General features: G+C 46.1%; 13 protein-coding genes and 1 tRNA gene. 8 read left to right on the top strand and 6 right to left on the bottom strand.

Annotation, left to right across the window (positions count from 1 at the left end; translation table 11 throughout):
- Positions 1 to 20: 20 nt before the first annotated feature.
- A complete protein-coding gene (locus tag DF182_RS09225) occupies positions 21 to 2,147 on the bottom strand; it encodes an elongation factor G (protein WP_113615345.1) in 2,127 nt (708 codons plus the stop codon).
- A gap of 150 nt (positions 2,148 to 2,297) precedes the next feature.
- Between DF182_RS09225 and DF182_RS09230 the strand changes: the two genes are divergently transcribed.
- The 7 genes from DF182_RS09230 to DF182_RS09260 all read left to right on the top strand — a co-directional run bounded on the left by DF182_RS09230 (position 2,298) and on the right by DF182_RS09260 (position 11,331).
- The gene (locus tag DF182_RS09230) at positions 2,298 to 4,076 is read left to right on the top strand and encodes an ABC transporter ATP-binding protein (RefSeq protein ID WP_113615346.1); all 1,779 of its coding nucleotides are present in this window, start codon (positions 2,298 to 2,300) and stop codon (positions 4,074 to 4,076) included.
- A 43-nt stretch (positions 4,077 to 4,119) separates the two neighbouring features.
- Positions 4,120 to 4,560, top strand: a complete 441-nt coding sequence (locus DF182_RS09235) for a DUF983 domain-containing protein (protein WP_113615347.1) — start codon at positions 4,120 to 4,122, stop codon at positions 4,558 to 4,560.
- Positions 4,561 to 5,000: 440 nt separating this feature from the next.
- Positions 5,001 to 5,387 carry a type VI secretion system tube protein TssD gene (gene tssD / locus DF182_RS09240; RefSeq protein WP_113615348.1) on the top strand — a complete coding sequence of 129 codons (387 nt, stop codon included), beginning with the start codon at positions 5,001 to 5,003 and terminating at the stop codon, positions 5,385 to 5,387.
- Between the two features lie 48 nt (positions 5,388 to 5,435).
- Complete coding sequence (locus DF182_RS09245; protein ID WP_113615349.1) at positions 5,436 to 7,220, top strand: type VI secretion system Vgr family protein; 1,785 nt, start codon at positions 5,436 to 5,438, stop codon at positions 7,218 to 7,220.
- Between the two features lies 1 nt (position 7,221).
- The gene (locus DF182_RS09250) at positions 7,222 to 10,443 is read left to right on the top strand and encodes a peptidoglycan DD-metalloendopeptidase family protein (protein ID WP_113615350.1); all 3,222 of its coding nucleotides are present in this window, start codon (positions 7,222 to 7,224) and stop codon (positions 10,441 to 10,443) included.
- Positions 10,427 to 10,852: a DUF5991 domain-containing protein gene (locus tag DF182_RS09255; protein ID WP_113615351.1), complete on the top strand. Its 426-nt coding sequence runs from the start codon at positions 10,427 to 10,429 to the stop codon at positions 10,850 to 10,852. The genes DF182_RS09250 and DF182_RS09255 overlap by 17 nt, the downstream gene beginning before the upstream one ends.
- Before the next feature lie 44 nt (positions 10,853 to 10,896).
- A complete protein-coding gene (locus tag DF182_RS09260) occupies positions 10,897 to 11,331 on the top strand; it encodes a hypothetical protein (protein WP_147243391.1) in 435 nt (144 codons plus the stop codon).
- Between the two features lie 70 nt (positions 11,332 to 11,401).
- On the opposite strand, the gene DF182_RS09265 is transcribed toward DF182_RS09260, so the two are convergent.
- The 5 genes from DF182_RS09265 to DF182_RS09285 form a co-directional block, all read right to left on the bottom strand.
- On the bottom strand, positions 11,402 to 13,852 hold the full coding sequence (locus tag DF182_RS09265; protein WP_245957395.1) for a TonB-dependent receptor: 2,451 nt from the start codon (positions 13,850 to 13,852) through the stop codon (positions 11,402 to 11,404).
- 86 nt (positions 13,853 to 13,938) lie between these two features.
- Positions 13,939 to 14,271: a hypothetical protein gene (locus tag DF182_RS09270; RefSeq protein WP_113615354.1), complete on the bottom strand. Its 333-nt coding sequence runs from the start codon at positions 14,269 to 14,271 to the stop codon at positions 13,939 to 13,941.
- Positions 14,272 to 14,326: 55 nt separating this feature from the next.
- Positions 14,327 to 15,907 (bottom strand): DUF1501 domain-containing protein, encoded by a 1,581-nt coding sequence (locus DF182_RS09275; RefSeq protein ID WP_113615355.1) that lies wholly within the window; start codon positions 15,905 to 15,907, stop codon positions 14,327 to 14,329.
- An 18-nt stretch (positions 15,908 to 15,925) separates the two neighbouring features.
- A complete protein-coding gene (locus DF182_RS09280) occupies positions 15,926 to 17,548 on the bottom strand; it encodes a DUF1800 domain-containing protein (RefSeq protein ID WP_113615356.1) in 1,623 nt (540 codons plus the stop codon).
- 158 nt (positions 17,549 to 17,706) lie between these two features.
- Positions 17,707 to 18,885, bottom strand: coding sequence for a thiolase family protein (locus DF182_RS09285; protein ID WP_113615357.1), 1,179 nt, complete (start codon positions 18,883 to 18,885; stop codon positions 17,707 to 17,709).
- Positions 18,886 to 19,028: 143 nt separating this feature from the next.
- On the opposite strand from DF182_RS09285, the gene DF182_RS09290 reads away from it, so the two are divergent.
- Positions 19,029 to 19,101, top strand: a tRNA-Lys gene (locus tag DF182_RS09290).
- Positions 19,102 to 19,129 lie beyond the last annotated feature (28 nt).

Genomic DNA, 19,129 nt, shown 5'->3' on the forward strand with positions numbered 1-19,129 from the left:
TACGAATTATGGGTTATGAGTTAAACAACTTCTTCTTTCTGGTATTCTTCGCTTAGTTTTTTCTGTATTTCGGGTGGGACAGGTGCATATTCCGCGAAGGAAGAATGAACCTTGGCCTTTCCCTGGGTAACGTTGCGCAGGGCGGCAAACAGCTTGTCCAGCTCAGCCTGTGGCGTACGGGCTTTGATGACCTGATAGCCATTCAGTGTATCCATTCCCGTTATTACGCTTCTGCGGCTTTGCAGTTCACTCATAATATCGCCCATCATGGCATCGGGAGCGGTGGCTTCGATGTCGAACACGGGTTCGAGCAGCTGAGGCGCAGCCTGGTGGAAGGCTTCTCTGAAGGCCATCATACCGGCGATCTTAAAAGAGATATCGTTACTGTCTACCGGGTGCATTTTTCCATCATAGACACTTACCCTTATATCACGCACATAGGAGCCGGTAAGTGGTCCTTCCTGCATTTTCTCCATCACTCCTTTAAGGATGGAAGGCAGGAAGCGGTTATCTATTGCGCCGCCTACGATACAGTTGTTGAACACCAGTTTACCGCCCCACTGTAGTGGCACTTCTTCAGTTTCTCTGACGGGATATTCCTTCAGCGGGGGCATTCCTTCATACCAGGGTTCTATTTTCATATACACTTCCCCAAACTGGCCGGCGCCGCCGGACTGCTTTTTATGGCGATAAGATGCCAGTGCCGGCTTACGGATTGTTTCGCGATAGGGTATTTTGGCGGGCAGGTAGGCTACCTGCATTTTGTAGATATTTTCCAGTCGCCATTTGGTGACCAGCAGGTGCAAATCTCCCTGACCGTGCAGGATCACCTGTTTCAGTTCCCGGTTGAATTCCACCAGCAGGGTGGGATCTTCCATGTGGATTTCGGCGAGTACTTCGCTCATTTTTTCATCGTCGCTTTTGTTTTTGGCTTCGATGGCCACGCGTACTTTAGGAGTGGGGAACTGTATAGGGTCTATTTGTGCGGCCAGGTTTTTCTCAGAGAGGGTGTGGTTGGTGTAGGTATTTTTCAGTTTGAGGGTGCAGCCAATGTCGCCGGCTTTGAGGGAATCAACGTTGTTGCGGTTTTTTCCGTCGGCGATAAACAGCTGGCTGATACGCTCGGTGGTGTTAGCCTCTTCATTGACGAGCTCCATCCCTGGTTTTATTTCCCCGGAGACCACTTTAAAGAAGGAGAGGCGGCCGATATGGGGTTCCTGCAGGGTTTTGAAAATGAAGAGGCAGGGAGGACCGGCCGGGTCGCAGGGAATCTCTTTACCATCGATGGTGATTTCCGGCGGCATTTCGGACGCGGAGGGGGCTACATTGTCGATGAAGCCCATGAGGCGTCCGCTGCCCATATCATTTTTTGCAGAGAGGCAGAATACCGGGAAAATCTGATGTTTGAGCATGCCTATTTTGATACCCTGGCGCAGTTCGTCCTCGTCGAGGCTGCCCTTTTCAAAGTATTGTTCCATGAGGGTATCATCGTTTTCTGCTGCTTTTTCCACGAGAGCATTGTGCAAGGCTTCGGCCCTTTCCTTTTCGCTATCGGGGATAGGGAGTTTTTCGGGTTTGCCACCATCTTCCGGGAAGCGGTAAAGGGTCATTTTGAGCAGGTCGATAATGGCATTGAAGCCGTGTCCCTGATTGACGGGGTACTGCATGATAGTGACTGCATTACCGAGGATGCGGGTGGCGTCTTCAACTGTTTTATTGAAGTTGGCCTGTTCGGTATCGAGCTGGTTGACTGCCAGGATGGTAGGCTTTCGGTATTTGTCTACATAATCCCAGATCAGTTCTGTGCCTACTTCCACGCCATACTGAGCGTTAAGCAGGAGCACAGCAGTATCGCACACGCGGATGGCGGAGATCACTTCTCCTATAAAATCTTCCAGGCCAGGGGTATCAATGATGTTGATTTTGTAGTCTTTCCATTCGGTGTGCAGTGCAGTGGCATAGACAGAGTTGCCGCGCTCGTGTTCTATTTCGTGGTAGTCCGAGATAGTGTTTTTCTCTTCTACTGTTCCGCGCTTGTTGATAATACCGGCTTCAAACAACATTGTTTCGGAGAGGGTAGTTTTGCCGCTTTTGGGTGCGCCTAACAGTACGATGTTTTTGATATGTTTTTCATCATACGTCTTCATATGTGGAGATTTAATCAGGTAATCGATTATCACCTTTGCCTAACAAAGAACTACTATTAAGTTAACGATTTTTGGTCAAAAAATGACCTTAACATTACCCATAATATGTTACAACATGCAGTAACTTTGTGCTCCGAGAAAAATCGATATATGAAATTATTGTTGCATTATTTAAAGAGATATAAATGGCTCGTTGTATTGGCGATGGTACTGGCGAGTGTTAACCAGCTTTTTTCTTTGCTGGATCCGATGATTTTTGGTTGGATAATTGACCGGTTTGCTTCACATCCGCATAGTACCCTAAAAGGTGGCACTATATTCAGGCCGGAGGGGCAATATCTGACAGGCGTATTGTTGCTCGTTGGCGCTGCTATCGGGGTAGCGATGGTATCCAGGATTGCCAAGGCATTCCAGGATTATGCCGTAAACGTAATTGTGCAGAAATTTGGCGCACAGGTGTATACCGATGGGTTAAAACACTCTCTAAGACTGCCTTATCAGCAGTTTGAGGACCAGCGTAGCGGTGAAACACTGGCGATTCTGCAGAAGGTGCGGACAGACTGCGAAAAGTTCATCACTTCCTTTGTAAACGTATTGTTTGTTTCCATGATCGGAGTGGTGTTTGTGATGATATATGCAGCCACAGTACACTGGACACTGCCACTGGTATATCTGACAGGCTGCATATTGCTTACCATACTCATGAGTTTGCTCAGCCGGAAAATAAAGGTGATCCAGAAAACGATCGTGAAGGAAACCACAGCGCTGGCTGGTTCTACTACCGAATCGCTGCGGAATATAGAGTTAGTAAAGAGCCTTGGCCTTACGCAACAGGAGATCAGAAGGCTGAATTCCACCACTATCAAAATATTGATGCTGGAACTCAAGAAAGTACGCAGTATCCGCAGTATCAGCTTTGTACAGGGTACCTTTGTGAACCTGATGCGTCAGAGTATTCTGTTTCTGCTGTTGTTTTACATCTATCGTGATTATGTGAGCATTGGCCAGCTGATGACGCTGCAGCTGTATTCCTTCTTTATTTTCGGTCCTTTACAGGAGTTGGGAAATATTATCCTGAACTACAGGGAAGCACAGGTATCGCTGCTGAATTTCCAGAGCATTTTGAGCACGCCGGTAGAAGAGACACCGGCCCACCCAATAAAAATCAACCACATTGACGAGCTCACTTTCCGTCATGTAGGTTTCAAACATCTGACAGCGGCCACCAAGGCGCTGGACCAGGTGAACTTTGCAGTGAGTGTAGGCGAGACCGTAGCCTTCGTAGGTCCTTCCGGTTCCGGTAAAACCACGCTGGTAAAACTGTTGGTAGGTCTCTATAAACCTAATGAAGGTCATATCCTTTACAACGGTGTAGATGCCAATGAAGCAGACATGGAAGATCTGCGGCACCAGGTAGGCTTTGTAACGCAGGACACGCAGCTGTTTGCCGGCACTATCCGGGAAAATTTGTTGTTTGTGAATCCGGGAGCTTCTGATGCGGAGGTCATGGAAGCATTGAACAAAGCCTCCTGTTATTCTTTGCTGGCAAGGGCTGACAAAGGACTGGAGACTGTTATTGGCGAAGGAGGTATTAAAATCTCCGGAGGAGAAAAACAGCGGTTGTCTATAGCCAGAGCATTGCTGCGTAAGCCAAGGCTGATGGTATTTGATGAAGCTACTTCAGCGCTGGATTCCATCACAGAAGAGGAGATCACCAAAACAGTAAGACAGGTAACCGCCAGCAAACAGCATATTACAGTGATGATTGCGCACCGGTTGAGCACCATTATGCATGCCGACCGTATCTATGTACTGGAAAAAGGCCGTATTGTGGAAACGGGCAGACATGAGGAATTGCTGAAAGAGAAAGGTTTGTATTATGCCATGTGGCGCCAGCAGATAGGCGAACGCAAGCTGGAAACCGTCTAGTGAATTAAAAAACTTATTTTTGCACCGAATCAGTGTAAAAACTATGGAACACAAACGCCCAAATTATTTCGTCAGCCTGTTAACGATGAAATGTCCCAAATGCCGGAGAGGAGATATGTATAAAGACAAAAATCCTTTTCATGTCAAGTTTTCGAAGATCTTCAACATGTACGACAATTGTCCGGTATGTGATCAGAAGTTTGAACTGGAAACGGGATTCTGGTTTGGGACGGGTTATGTGAGTTATGCACTTTCCGTGGCATTCAGTGTATTCAATCTTATCTGGTTTGCCGTTTTTTTTGGTATCAGCTGGAGAGACAATAGTATATTTATATGGTTGGGTATAAACGGAGTTTTGCTGGTATTGATACAGCCATGGCTGATGCGCATTTCAAGGGTTATTTACCTGTATTTCTTTGTTTATTATGATGAGGATACAGCGTCCCTGCCAGCACAGGCACATCATCATCCGGAGAAAAACTAAAATAAAATATTGTTGAAAATAGTATGGGGCTGTAAAAACAGCCCCTTTCTTTTTCAACCAAAATCTGAACCAATGGTGGTCAGAAAAATTTTACTCTGCAAAACCAAATAATAAATAAAGAGGGAAAACTGCTTAGCCATTCGGGCAGGACAATCAATCACACTATCTAAAAGCAGGACGAAGCTACGAATTCCACTAAAATTCCGAACACAAAATTATATAAATGGCAAATCTTTAACCATGAGCTGAAAAAAAACATAGGTGAAATTAATCTTGTAAAGAGAATATTTGTAACTTCAGGATAAGCGGCGGTAACCAGTTTTTTGTGATGAAATTTTGTTAACACAGCTGCTTCAATTCACTCAAAAAACCATATCCAATTCTCCACCAGCCTTCATCTTATATACTTGTTGTTTATTAACAAATAAACCAGCAACTATATGTCTTTTAAAGCAACCATGCTGCTGGAAGGGGAAGAAATGAATGTACTGGAATGTCATTTTACCTTTTCACAGCCTACAGACCATAGCGGCAAGCCCTCCCACAAGCCTCGCGGGGGAACCGTTATTATTATTATCGAGTCTAACGGGAGCACCCGGCTTTTTGACTGGATGATTTCCAATACCAGCACTAAAAGCGGTGTGATTACTTTTTTACGGCGTGATGCCTTGTCGCGGATGAAAGAATTACGGTTCTCCGATGCGTATTGCGTCAGGTACACCGAATATTTTAATGCCAGCGGAGCACATCCTATGCAGGTGAAGATGAAGCTTTCAGCCCGTGAGCTGTTGCTGAATCAGTCTGTATACCGGAATCCGTGGCCCTAAGCGATATTCGTATATACTTCACTGTTAACCCAATAAATTTTATTGTTTATGCCCTTAAATACATTAACCAGTATATCTGTTGACGGGAAAACTTTTTTCCACTTCCGGGAGCTGACCATCGATCAGCGTATAGACGGACATCATACGTTTGAATTATATATTAACCAGGAATGGCTGGTTGTTCAGTCAGATGATATTCCGGGCAGCGGGAAAGACCTCCTGGGCAAAGAGATCTGTATTCATATTGCCCCTGCCGATACTTTACCTCATCTAAAAGCCCTGCATTTCAAAGGGCTGATCACTGCAATCCATACCGGTAAAGAAGGTGATACTTCACAGGGTTTCTGTGTACTGAAAGGAACAGACCCGGGCATCGTACTCGACGGGGAGCCACAGCTGCAGGTATATGAAGTCCAGACACTGGCAGATATCGCCCGGCATTGTTTAAAACCACTGGCGCCTTATAGCCATTCTCTGATAGCTCCTGGTAACACGACATCCCATCCCTATCTGGTGCAGTACAAGGAAAGTAATTTTATTTTTCTGCAGCGGCTGGCGGCACGCTTCGGTGAATGGTTCTTCTATAATGGCCAGCAGATGGTTTTCGGCTCCTATGCTCCGGCAAAAATCACCTTGCAGCATCCTGCCGAACTAGTGAACTTTGATATCCGGCTGCAACTGGTTTCGAACAACCGCTGCTTCATCAGTTATGATTATCATCAGGGTAGCAGCATTAGTCATGATGTACCTGCCGCCCGCAATGCCGGCACCCATCCCCTCACGAGCATTACGCAACAAGCCAGCCGGCAAATTTATCAGCAGGGCGGTACAGAAAAACGGACATGCGTTATAACAGATTTATTAACACAGGCAAGGCTACACGAAAGACGACAACAATCAACCAGTGTACAGCTAACCGGCTGTAGTGAAAACCCCGGTATCCGTATCGGCGACATTATACAGGCAGCAGAGTCAATCCCCACGCAGGACCTGGAAGGAACCTTCACCGTCACACATCTTATCCATCACTGCCAGGGAGATGGCGCGTACTATAACCAGTTCACCAGCACTCCCAGCGACAGCTGTATTCCCTCCGGTTATAATGGCATTCCCCCCTACTGCGAAGCACAGAGCGCCATTGTAACCGACAACCATGATCCGGAAGGAATGGGACGCATCCGCATCCGGCATCACTGGCAGCAGCAGGGCAGTTCACCCTGGATAAGGCTGATAACCCCGCATAGTGGCGCCGGCAAAGGTTTTTATTTTATACCCGAAAAAGGGGAAGAAGTATGGGTCGACTTTGAAGGAGGAGATCCGGAACTTCCGTTTGCCACCGGAACCGTCTATAACGGTAAAGCCAATACGAAATTCAGTGATCCCGACAACAATATCAAAATTATCAAAACGCGCAGCGGGCACACCATACAGATGGATGACAGCCAGGGAGCAGAACAGCTGCAGATACACGACCACAACGGTAATATTATTCAGTTGGATACCCATCATGGTAATATCACTATCACCTCTCCCGGGCATTTGCATCTTAAAGCGCGGCAGATCAGCATAGAAGCCAGCGAACAGCTCGATCTTCATGCAGGAGAAAACATCACCCAGGGAGCCGGAGAAAACTTTAGTCTTTATGCAGGTAACCATACAACCATATTATCTACCCACATCATACAACAGGCGCAGGAAAGTTTTACGCGCACCTCGCGCAGACTGGAAGAACAGGCAGAGAGTATCCTGCTCAATAGTATCAAGGAAGACCTGACACTGGTATCGTCGGGGACAATTGCTATTAACAGTGTGGAAAAAATAAAACTGTCCTGATATGACCGAACAATCTGTTACCCCCACAACCCCGGCCCGGCACCTGGTTTGCGAAGGCGCCCTCTGTAGCTGCGACAAAGCAGCAGCGCCCATACCGATTAAAGTCATTTCACATCAGCGATATTATATTCATGGCATCGGAACTTCGAGGCTGATAGTGACCAGTCATGAAAATGATCAGCGTGCCCTGAATTTCGGCAGTTGCCTGGCCACCAGCCCACCGCTACCCTGCACAGCGGCACTATTATGGCGTATTCCTGTCTCCCAGCAGCGTATACAGCTGGCCAATGGGGCCTATCCCCTGCCAGACAATGCAACCGCCACCTGTATTGCTAAAGGAGGGCAAATACATATACTGACACATGGACAGCTGCCCGGCGACAGCAGCCATCACAGCCAGTTTGAACCAGACAGCTTACCATCATCAGACAACACTACCACAATACCTCCGGTCCCGTCGTCTGATCTTCCGGAAACACGTTCCAACACCATTGTAAGCCTTTCCGGCCCGGATACGGTAACAACAGAAGGTTCCTGGGAAGTACAGTTTACCCAGCCACCCACACCGGAAGATATCAGCCTCCTGCATTGGGTGCTGGAAGATGAACAAGGCCATCAGGAAAATACGTTGCATGGAAACATCCGTTTCACATACCGCTTCCAGATACATGGTCAGTTTACCCTGCGAGTGTTTGGTGGAGCAACATCTGAAACCATGTTATCCCAAACGATTGAAGTAGTACCATCCGGCCTTAGCAGCACACATACGCTTTGCAGACCAGGAGAAACTGTCACCTTCACCCTCCATACCAACCCAACAGACCATCCCATAAACTGGATACAAACCGATGAAAAAAGCAACAGTAGCCCCCTTGCAACAACATCCACGAACAGTATTCAACAGACCTTTGTACAGCCCGGCAGCTATGTAATACAGGCCATCACTCCGCAACAAACCTGGCAGCAGTCTATTACGGTCTGCTACAACCGGATTCAATCCATCCATACAGATCAGCCTACCATCACCGGTTCCACTATCATTTTTCATATTCAGCAGATGGTATTTCCGGAGATGAACCTTCCTGAGAAAAATAAATTGCACTGGAAACTGGAAGGTCCGGAAAACATCCACTGTCAAGGCTTACAGGACTTCCGTCATCATTTTACATTAAGTGGGAATTATATACTGTATGCCTATCTGTACGATATACACCAGGAAGCAAAACTGCAGTTCACCGTAAAAACAGCGATGGTACATAGCGGTAAGTGGATTGATGCTGACGGACAGGTGATCCGTCAGGCTGGGTACGACCAGGAAATCGGCCTTTATTTTGAACATACCGGACTGGAAACACAAAGGGTACAGCTGGAAATATATGCCAGACAAACTTTACGAACGATCCTCGTTTTAGCAGAGACCTTACAGCTGCCTGCCAGTAAAAAAGTATATTACCAACTAGACACCCATAAAAGCCTCCAACAAAAAATTCCTCAAACATGGAACGGCCGGGAAGCCTATCTCTACTTTCAGATCAAAACAACCGCCTTTCCTCTTTTACATAGTGACCGTACCTTTCCTGGTAACTATACAGAACATCTGTTGATCACCGAAAAACAACAGATCGTGAAAGCCTATTTCACCGATATGCAAGAGCAACGCACCTATTTTGTTACTGATCATCATCGGGAAATAGCTTTAAAAATATATGCCATCAATCTTAACAATACTGTCCTCGACATCACCTTATTACGCCTGCAGAGCCCCCACCACCTGCAACGTCCTCTTACACTATACCCTATTACAGCATTGCAGCCACAGCTCACTCAGCATACCGTTTTACACCGCTGTCAATGTACTGTAGATAAAAAAGGAACTGTCTTCCTGAAAGTACCACTCAACACCCTTCAGCACTACTCGCTGATCTATGCATTGATAAAATTGCCGGGATTTAATGCTGTATACACCCCGAAAATTTTAGTGTATCCCGCCGAATGCATAAAACTAAAAGATCCCCTAAAAGCCAGTGCCAGCACAGTCATAGAACGGGTTTCCATACGTCGTCAGCAGTCTTGTGAATCTCTTGTTTGGGGCAGCAGGGTAAGCTGTGCCTTCAGGAAGAAAGTCATCAATATTGCCCAAAAACTTCAAGCCGATCCTAACCACCTGATGACCTGTATGGCCTTCGAAACTGGTGGATCCTTCCTCCCACATCTGCTCAGCGGATACCGGCCGGCGAATACGCCAGCACCTGAAGCCATTACGGATAAACAATTGGGGAAACATGCGGTAGGGTTAGTGCAGTTTACAGGAACGGGTATTGATCATCTAAACAGTCGATGGAAACTGGATGTTTCCAAAAGAAAACTCGTCCGGATGACTGCAGAAGAACAACTGAAGTACGTCTATTTCTACCTGCTGGAATTCAAAGGAAAATTAAATACACTGGAAGACTTTTATATGACCATCTTAAAACCAGAAGGAACAGGCAAAAGCGAGCAATATGTGGTATTTAGTGAAGCGCTAGATGAAAGAATGGGAAAACAATGGTATGAAAAAAATCAAGGACTTGACTTTAATAACGATACCATTATAACCAAAAAAGAAGTCAGCATTATTATTCACAAAAAATATACTGAAGGATTAAATTACAAAAACGAATGTTCAGTTAATTGCCCTCTACACCTTAATGAACAATCAACTCATCAATCTCAATGGCACCATCCGACAGACCACCTACAGCTGAGGGGATGGTATGATTGCTGGGCTCCGGAAAGAAGCAAGTATGGATATATCCCTGAAAGAAAAAGCGGAAAACACCAGGGACTGGATTTTTATGCTCCTATTGGATCCCCTATTTACGCCTGTGTTGATGGAGTTATTACGGAGTCCTATTATTCAGACTCTTATGGATATGTTGTTATACTTAATGGCGAATATGACAATGAAAGTTATTACTTTTTTTATGCTCACCTGAAAGACAAACCCCTTTATGAACCAGGAATTAATGTAAAAGCAGGCAGTATTATTGGCTACACCGGAAAAACCGGAAATGCTATTCATATGAGAACAGAACAGGAGCATTTACATTTTGAAATTCGTGTCAGTGACAAGGTAGGAAGAGGATTGGATCAAAGAATAGACCCGCTGCAATTGATAAAAGAACTTAATCAATACCCAATTATTAACCCTGATAAAAACAATCAATATGCAAAAAATACTTGAACAAATTTTCTCGAAAGTCATTTTGGGATTTTTCATTAATGGATGCAACCCAATATCTGGCTTTAATAATTTATCTATGTGGCAAGGACATTATGAACTCAGCACATCGAGAGATGAAATCATGAATGACATGCAAGTTGGTACCTTTTATGAGCTCAACATCAACAGTGATAGCTGCCTGTTTACTGCCAACGGCATACAGTATGCATTTAGCAACATGTGTTCTCTTTCAGAGAAAAATGATACGCTTACAGGTTACTATGCTTATGACACCCGTGGCTTCCAGCTCTATAAACAAATAAATACGCCCTTATTCAAAATCTTCAAAAAAGCTGATCAATATTATATTATTTCCAGTGCCATTCTGGAGGATACCAGCAAATCCTATGTATTAAAACGTACCCTATGAAGACAAAAAATTCAATAGCTTTATACCGAAATAAACCGTGTACCGTGAATAGAGCTATTATCCTCATATCTTTTTCCATACTATCCTTTGTAGCCTGTAATCCTGCTACTGAGGCCGGCAGCCAGCAGAGCAACAGTAAAGGTATTATGTCATCCAGGGTGGCCAAGCCGACAGCCTTCAAACTGAGTGGCGGGCATCCTGACAGCAGTAATGCTACCTTTGCTTTATCAGGCATTACCGTATCGTTTGTCAATACAACTGAAGCTCTTCAGACTATCAGCATTCAACAAAATGAGAAACGGCTGATCAATTATATCCGGGCTTTTGATACCACAGAGAAAGTGTTGCCTACGCCTTATCTCACGATCAATGGGAAAGACACTGTCATCACTTTCAATATCCGGCAAGATGCATTCCGCTTCAGGATAAAAGACAACAAAGCCACTTACACCAAAACACGGGACACTACCCGTGTTTAACCGATGATATAAAAAAGGCTGGCCATAAATATGGCCAGCCTGCTATGACTGAAATAATCCGGACAAAAGCCTATTTAAAATCAATAGGAATTGCCAGTTTAACACTAAAATTACGACCAACATTGAACACTCCCTGGCGACCTGTCAATTCATTAACAGGAGCATATTTCAGCCTGCTCAGGTGGTTCTGATATGCCACGTCTGTGAAGTTATTCACAGCAAAATGCAGCGAGAACAGTGTTTTATTATGTTTGTTGACAAACTCTGACCCTAGTCCGGCATTGAACAATGTATATCCTTTGGTGGATGTTTCTGTTTCGTAGGCATCAAAAACATTATTCTGCGCGAAATTCATATCCATCTGTACACCGATATAAGCGTTACGCAACGGTCCTCCTACTTTTTTGAATTTGCCTTTCAACTCAGACAACCATCTCGCAGCAGGGATATTAGGCAGATTTTTAGTAGAATCGGTAGCATTGGATGCAGTACCTCTCACGTAAGAGAATGTATTTTCGAAATGCAGCCAGTCTATCGGATGAGGATGGATGTCCAGCATCAGCTCACCACCATACAGGTTTGCATTTGCCTGCTGGTATTTAAAGGCGGCGAAGCCTTCAGCATTGTTCTCCACGGGAATGGAATCTGTCCCCGCAGCATTGAACAGTTTGCGGGAGAAAATAAAATTATTGATGTGACTGTAAAACAGGCTGGCGGTAAGGGATACGTGCTGTGTGTTAAAATCTACACCCGCGTCCACCTGTGTACTTACTTCCGGCTTCAGGTCCTGGTTTCCATATTCGTATTTAATAGTTCCTTCATGCACGCCATTGGCAGCCAGTTCGGCAATGTTAGGTGCACGGAAACCACGGGCAGCGTTTAACTTCAGCACCACACGGTCACTGGCTTCATAGCTGAGGCCCACACTTCCGGACACATTGGAAAAGTTACGGTTGAATTTCTCAAATTTGGTTTCACCGGTTGGTGCCGGTTTCCCGTTCGCATCCAGAAACAGTGCCTGGGAATGCAGGGAACGGGTATCAAAACGCAGACCACCACTCAAGGTGAGCTTCTTAAATGTTTTGCTGGTTACTGCAAAAGCACCGAAATCAAACAGGTCATATGATGGAATCAGGAATTCCTCTCCTTTGTTACCGTTGTTCTGTTGCATACCATTTACGCCTACACTGGTCTGCCAGCCGTTCATTTCAGGCAGATAGTATTTTGCAGCGTAATTGAATGTTTTCAGATTGAGCCAGAGTCCGGGGGTATTGGGATTGAGCACATCTCCGTATTCGCGGCGCTGGTTCCACTGATAACCCAGCGTAAGCCCGATACGACCTCCATTGTGTAGATACAGACTGTTGTCCCATACCAGCTTCTGGTGGTTGATCTGTTGTTTGGGCACCGTCATACTGTAGGACTTGTTGTCACTACCGGTGGTAGGTACTTCTTCCGCTGTACCGTTATTATTGATGGGTTTCAGGAATCTCCCTTCACTGTCACGTTCTCCTTCTACCAGGCCCAGGTGCTGATTAAAGGAAGTAAAGCTGAGGCGGGAGAAACCCCATTGTTTATTGATACCAATGTTGGCGCCATAGTTAGTGTTGTTAAAGCGGGAGTTAAATACGTAATCGTCGTATTTGTTTTTATAATCGTGGGCTTGTTTTTGTGTGATATAGGCGCCCCAGCTGAAACCGTTGTTATTACCGGCAATATCAGCGTGATAGGCCATCAGACCGTTATTAGTCTGATAGTTGGCTTCTACATTACCTTTTATTTTCCCCTGAGGCAAAGTAGCAGGAGGAACGATATTTACAACGCCAGCGAGCGCATCTGAGCCATATACGAGGGAAGACGGGCCTTTGAGCACTTCAATTTTGCTGACATTATAATCGTCGATTTCGATGCCATGCTCATCGCCCCATTGCTGTCCTTCCTGACGGATGCCATCACCCACCACGACTACACGGTTGTAACCCAGACCGCGAATAAATGGCTTGGAGATAGCCGGGCCAGTAGAAAGCTGGCTCACTCCTGGCACTTTAGCGATCGCATCGATGATATTGGTAGAGATATTATCATCCAGGTAATCCCGACGGATAATGCTGATGGGTGTAGGTGTTTTTTTCACAGAAGTAGCCAGGTTCACACCAGTAATCACTACTTCATTTTTTTCGATGAGTGTTTCAGACAGATCAAAATCTTTGGCCGTGTTTCCGCTGATGTTAACCGTTTCCGTATATGCGGCATAACCCATGGAATGCACTTCCACAATATATTTTCCTTTAGGCAGGTTTTTGATGGTATAATTTCCCTGGTTATCCGTGGCTGCGCCTACATGCAGATCCGGCAGATAGATGGTGGCACCGGGGATAGGCGTATGTGTGTTTTTGTCTGTCACTTTACCAGTGAGCACATTGGAAAAAGTACCCTCTTCTGGGTTTCCGGCATAGGCGGATGGTTGTATCAACAACAGGGCGCCCATTAATCCGAGTATAAATACACGCAAATAATGCATAATTGACGAATAAGAAATAAGAAAACAATAAATACCACTGGCTGGTTCATGACAACCAGGTAAACAGTGCAGTGTAAAAGAAGAAATCAGGCGATTCCGGATGGTGGCGCCCTGGGAGAAAGGTCCCGGTGAGTATCATAGCTGGTTTCCGGCAGGTCCTGCGGATGAAAGACCCAAATCACCAGCCATACCGGTGCTATAAAGGTTGTGGTATATTGTTCGTAAGGCTCTACCCCTATCTGCAGAAATTCACAGTGGCGGTGGTGCTCTGAAATCGTTATTCCGCCGGCCGGGCAACGCTCGTCTTTTGTATCGTGGTGACCGGCAAACGCGTGTATAAATTCCCGTGGGAGCGTATTAAATGTAAATACTCCCAGCAGGATGATAGCTAATACTCTTTGTATGTAGTTTTTATACACAGCAGCAAAGGTAATAAACTTTACTCATTTGCAACATTGCTGCATTTATTTTGCACTATTTAACTTTCAGCATTGGTCTCACCTGTTGAACAGAACCGTTTTGGAAACGGGCGTAATACACGCCGGTAGGCAGATACTCCGCATCAAAAGTAATGGTATAGGTCCCTGGAGAATGTATTTTATTGACAGGCACACTTACCAACCGGCCCATCGTATCGAAAATCTGGATCATGGTATTACCGTTCCCGGTAATATAGGTAATGGTGGTAGCGTTTGTAAATGGATTAGGGCTGTTGGTGATCAGGTGTTTATCATCATTAACAACATCGGGCAAACCGGTAATAACACCACAGGCCACACCACTGATTAATGGCAGGCGCTGGTAGTCTTTCTGCAGTATTTTGTTCAGATCGGTCTGATCTACACAGAACCACTGTTCCAGGATAGAGGCATATACGGAACGGAAGTCATACTGCATAGGCACGTTATCGGCTACCGTAGTATTATCAGGGATAGCGGGAGAATTACCCAGCACACCCTGCATCACATAATCCCCGAAGACGATCATGGGAGCTGCAGCGCCGTGGTCTGTACCCATACTGAAATTGGATTTGATACGGCGGCCGAATTCAGAGAAAGTCATGCCCACCACCCTGCGGGAGGCTTTCAAGCCTTTGAGGTCATCCATAAAGGCTTTAATAGCATCGGAGACACCTCCGAGAAGTTTGGCGTGGCCGCCCAGCGTAGTATCTCCGGATTCTGTCTGGCTGGCATGGGTATCAAAGCCACCAGTACTCACCATATACATGCGGGTTTTGAGGCCGCCAGCTACGAGGCGGGCTACTATCTTCAGCTGATCTGCCAGATAGTTGTTGGCCGGGTAAGCGCCCTGGGCGGTGATTTTGGCTGCAGCCGACTTGATCGCTTTCTCATAACTGTTAGTCTGTTTAGCGATCAGACGGATATATTCCAGTTCTTTTCCGGCTTTGGTATTCGGGACTGGGTCCATCACCCCGTCAATCAGATTATAAAAATCAGTAGCACTGGTAATGGCCATCCCCCTGCTGCCCTCTGCTCCCTGAAAAGCCGGAGAAACGATAGACCCTATCTGTATCGCCAGCGGATCGGGGTTGTCTGCATTAGGATAGCTGTCCAGCGCTCCCGGGTATTTTGTATCGAGATAACGGCCTCCCCAACCGGCAGACAATACCTCATTGGAATCTGAACCAGTGAGCCATATGTCTGTTGCCCTGAAGTGGGAAAAATTGGGAGAAGGATAACCTACACTCTGAATAAGACTGACTTTCCCATCATTATACAACTGCTGCAGTCCCTTCATCGCAGGATGCAGTCCTGATTTGACATAATTATCCAGGCGCAGTACTTTCCCTTCCGGAATAGCGATGTTGGTACGGGCAGCCTGGTATTTGCCATAAATATCCAGGGGGATGACCATGTTAAGACCATCATTACCACCAGTAAGCTGTATCATCACCAGCACATGATCGTTATCAGCAGCACTATTCAGCGCTGCCAGCATAGGGGAGTTTGCAAAAGCCTTTATAGAGAAGCCATTGATAATCGTTGGCAGTATCGTAGCAGGGGCTGTATATTTGAGGAAGTCTCTTCTTTTCATAGAAAGGTTTTTCAGGAATCAGGATAATTGGTATTCCGAAAGGTTCATGATGTATTTGTACAGCGCCTGCAGGTGATTCGTCACTTCTTTTGTGTTGGCCGCATCCCCGGGGTTGGATTTATAGTTGTTCCAGGCACTTGTCCAGTAAGCGTTAGTACTTTGTCCGGCCAGTAGGATCTTGTCTTTCAGGAAAGTCTTCACATTATCGGAAACGCCTACACGATAAAGGATATCCAGCGAATCATTGACCAATGCTACCGGATCACCGGGATTGGACAATTTATCAGCAAAAGCCAATGGATCTATTTTTACATTTTTATAACCGGTAGTGATCATGCCATCGCTCAACTGATTCCTTTTAGGCAGGGTGGCGGTATTGATCCACAACTCATGGAAGGCAGGCTCCTGATAGTAGGCCTCCCATCCGGCTACCAGTGGCGGATCGCCGAGGTTTTGCAGCATCAGTGCCATGATGTTGTGCAGGTCAGTCCAACGCGCATACTGCGTGGTGTAGTCTGATGGGAAGACGATACCAAACTCCCGGCACAAGCCAATACAAAAGTCCACCGGACTTTTTATCAGGCAGGCCATATTGAGCGGATCAAAGAAATGTTCGCTGGTAAACAGTGCATTGAGTGTTACTTTGATATCATATCCACTGCTGCGGAAGATCTCTGCCAGCGGCAGGATCACATTATCTTCTGTGGCCTGGTCTATATCGTAGTATACAAAGAAGCGGTACAGCTTACGACAGATAAATTTAGCCACTTCCGGTTGTGCGAAGATGATCGTCAACAGGTCGTCTACTTCAGTGGCGCCATCCGGGCCGGTTTTACCGGAGATGACTTTGTTGCCATAGAAGCCGGAGAATTGTTTATTGGTGATATCGTGCTGTGTAGTATTAAAAGTGCTGACGATGGCGCTGCGGTCTACCCGGAAGCCTGTCAGTACACGGGCTGTAGCTCTTACATCATCTTCCGTATAGTGGGAATCCGGGCCTTTACCAACGGTAAAAAGCTCGTGCAGTTCACGGGCGTAGTTCTCATCGGCAGCTCCTTTGGAATTGAGGTAACCGTTGAGATACACCAGCATAGCCGGATCCAGTGTTATGGCTTTGGTGAGGGCCTTAAAGTTGCCCAATGCATAATGCCGGAGGGTAAGGTTATATTGGTAGATAAAACGGCTATCATGGACCGTGCTCGTTTCCGTCACGAAGTGGTTATGCCAGAAGAGCACCATTTTTTCGTGTATACTTGCCTGTTGGCTTATCATCTGCCCTACCCACCAGGCTTTATAAGAAGCGATCCTTTGTCTTTCCAGCACATCATCGCCCATAGCAGCTCTCACCCAGGTAGCACCGGGAGCCACGCCTGTACTGTCTGCACCATAGTTGTTTACCGGCGGAAGAGGATCAGCCTGCGCAGTGAGAAGTGTATCCACCACCTGCTGCATACCCATTCCTTTGAGTGCTTTGATGTTTTCGGGAGAAGCACCGAAAGTGGTACGTTTGAGCAGATGTATCAGCTGTTGGGTACCCCAACTGCCTGTATAAGGAGTGAGCCCTGTAGCTGTACGGGCAACAGCGTTGCTGTTACGTGCAGCGCGGGAGGGCGATAAGGTTAGGAATTGTCTGCGATCCATAAAGCGATATGGTTGAGATAGGGAGATAGCCTATTATTCAGCCAAATTAGCAAAAAATTTAATTCATCTTGATTAAATTATATTAAAATAATAGGGGCAGGCATCAAAAAAGCCGCAGGAAATATCCTGCGGCCTTGAGCTATAATGTATTACGAAAATCAGTCGATGTTTTCAATAATTCCGGCAATACCTTGTCCGCCTCCTACGCAGGCGGTAACGATGCCGTATTTCTTCTTTAGACGTTTCATATCACCCAGTAATTGTACGGTGAGTTTGGCGCCGGTACATCCCAGCGGATGTCCCAGTGCGATAGCACCGCCGTTGATGTTTACGATATCAGGATTGATACCCAATTCGCGGATCACTGCAATAGACTGAGAGGCGAAAGCTTCGTTCAATTCAACGAGATCAATGTCCTGGAGTGTTTTACCGGCACGCTGCAATGCTTTGGGTATAGCCGCTACCGGGCCGATGCCCATAATACGGGGATGCACCCCCGCAGATACACAGGATACCAACCGGCCTATAGGCTTCAGTCCCAGCTCGTTCACCATTTTCTCACTCATCACAATCACAAAGGCAGCGCCGTCAGATGTCTGGGAGGAGTTACCAGCAGTAACGGAACCACCGGCGGCGAAAACAGGTTTTAATTTAGCCAGTGCGTCCATTGAGGTGTCGGCACGTGGTCCTTCATCGGTGTCTACTGTAAAGGAACGTTTTTGTTTTTTACCTTTTTCATCTACATATACCTCTTCCACTGAAATGGGGAGTATACCGGGTTTAAAATAACCTTCCTTAATAGCGCGTATAGCCTTCTGATGGGAATTAAAAGAGAACTCATCCTGGTCCTGGCGGCTCACTTTATATTCATTGGCCACTGCTTCAGCGGTGAGTCCCATGCCTATATAATAATCAGGGGTGGTGCTGGCCACAGTGTAGTTGGGCACAGTTTTCCAGCCTGCCACAGGCACCAGGCTCATACTTTCTGTACCACCTGCGATGATACAGTCGGCCATCCCTGTTTGTATTTTAGCGGTTGCAATAGCGATTGTTTCGAGGCCGGATGCGCAGTAACGGTTGACAGTCATACCCGGGACATCAATGCCCAATGCTCTGACAGAGATCATGCGGCCTATCTGCAGGCCTTGTTCTGCTTCAGGGACAGCATTACCAACGATCAGGTCGTCCACTCGTTTGGGATCCAGTTGCGGCACAGATTTCAGCAAACCGGTAATAACATCTACTGCCAGGTCATCAGGCCTGTAAAAACGAAATCCGCCCCTTTTAGCTTTTCCCACCGCAGTGCGGTATCCAGCTACTATGTACGCTTCTTGCATGAAAAAATAATTTTATAATGAGCTAACGGTTAGATTATCAAGATGATGGATTTTTATCCACATTTTACCATCTAACCAAATTTAATTAAATAAACTACATAAATATGCTGTAGAACAGTTAAATTTGTTGGCATCGATTTTTTGACTCTGTAGCTCAGTTGGTAGAGCAGCTGACTCTTAATCAGCGGGTCTAGGGTTCGAGTCCCTACAGGGTCACTTTTTATTTAATTCGCCCAATCTTAGT

It is taken from the genome of Chitinophaga flava (assembly GCF_003308995.1).
GTDB classification, from domain to species: Bacteria; Bacteroidota; Bacteroidia; order Chitinophagales; family Chitinophagaceae; genus Chitinophaga; species Chitinophaga flava.

Bases quoted from the DNA above. Each gene is read 5' to 3' on its own strand.
- DF182_RS09225 (WP_113615345.1), bottom strand. From the start codon at position 2,147: ATGAAGACGTATGATGAAAAACATATCAAAAACATCGTACTGTTAGGC.
- DF182_RS09230 (WP_113615346.1), top strand. From the start codon at position 2,298: ATGAAATTATTGTTGCATTATTTAAAGAGATATAAATGGCTCGTTGTA.
- DF182_RS09235 (WP_113615347.1), top strand. From the start codon at position 4,120: ATGGAACACAAACGCCCAAATTATTTCGTCAGCCTGTTAACGATGAAA.
- tssD (WP_113615348.1), top strand. From the start codon at position 5,001: ATGTCTTTTAAAGCAACCATGCTGCTGGAAGGGGAAGAAATGAATGTA.
- DF182_RS09245 (WP_113615349.1), top strand. From the start codon at position 5,436: ATGCCCTTAAATACATTAACCAGTATATCTGTTGACGGGAAAACTTTT.
- DF182_RS09250 (WP_113615350.1), top strand. From the start codon at position 7,222: ATGACCGAACAATCTGTTACCCCCACAACCCCGGCCCGGCACCTGGTT.
- DF182_RS09255 (WP_113615351.1), top strand. From the start codon at position 10,427: ATGCAAAAAATACTTGAACAAATTTTCTCGAAAGTCATTTTGGGATTT.
- DF182_RS09265 (WP_245957395.1), bottom strand. From the start codon at position 13,852: ATGCATTATTTGCGTGTATTTATACTCGGATTAATGGGCGCCCTGTTG.
- DF182_RS09275 (WP_113615355.1), bottom strand. From the start codon at position 15,907: ATGAAAAGAAGAGACTTCCTCAAATATACAGCCCCTGCTACGATACTG.
- DF182_RS09280 (WP_113615356.1), bottom strand. From the start codon at position 17,548: ATGGATCGCAGACAATTCCTAACCTTATCGCCCTCCCGCGCTGCACGT.
- DF182_RS09285 (WP_113615357.1), bottom strand. From the start codon at position 18,885: ATGCAAGAAGCGTACATAGTAGCTGGATACCGCACTGCGGTGGGAAAA.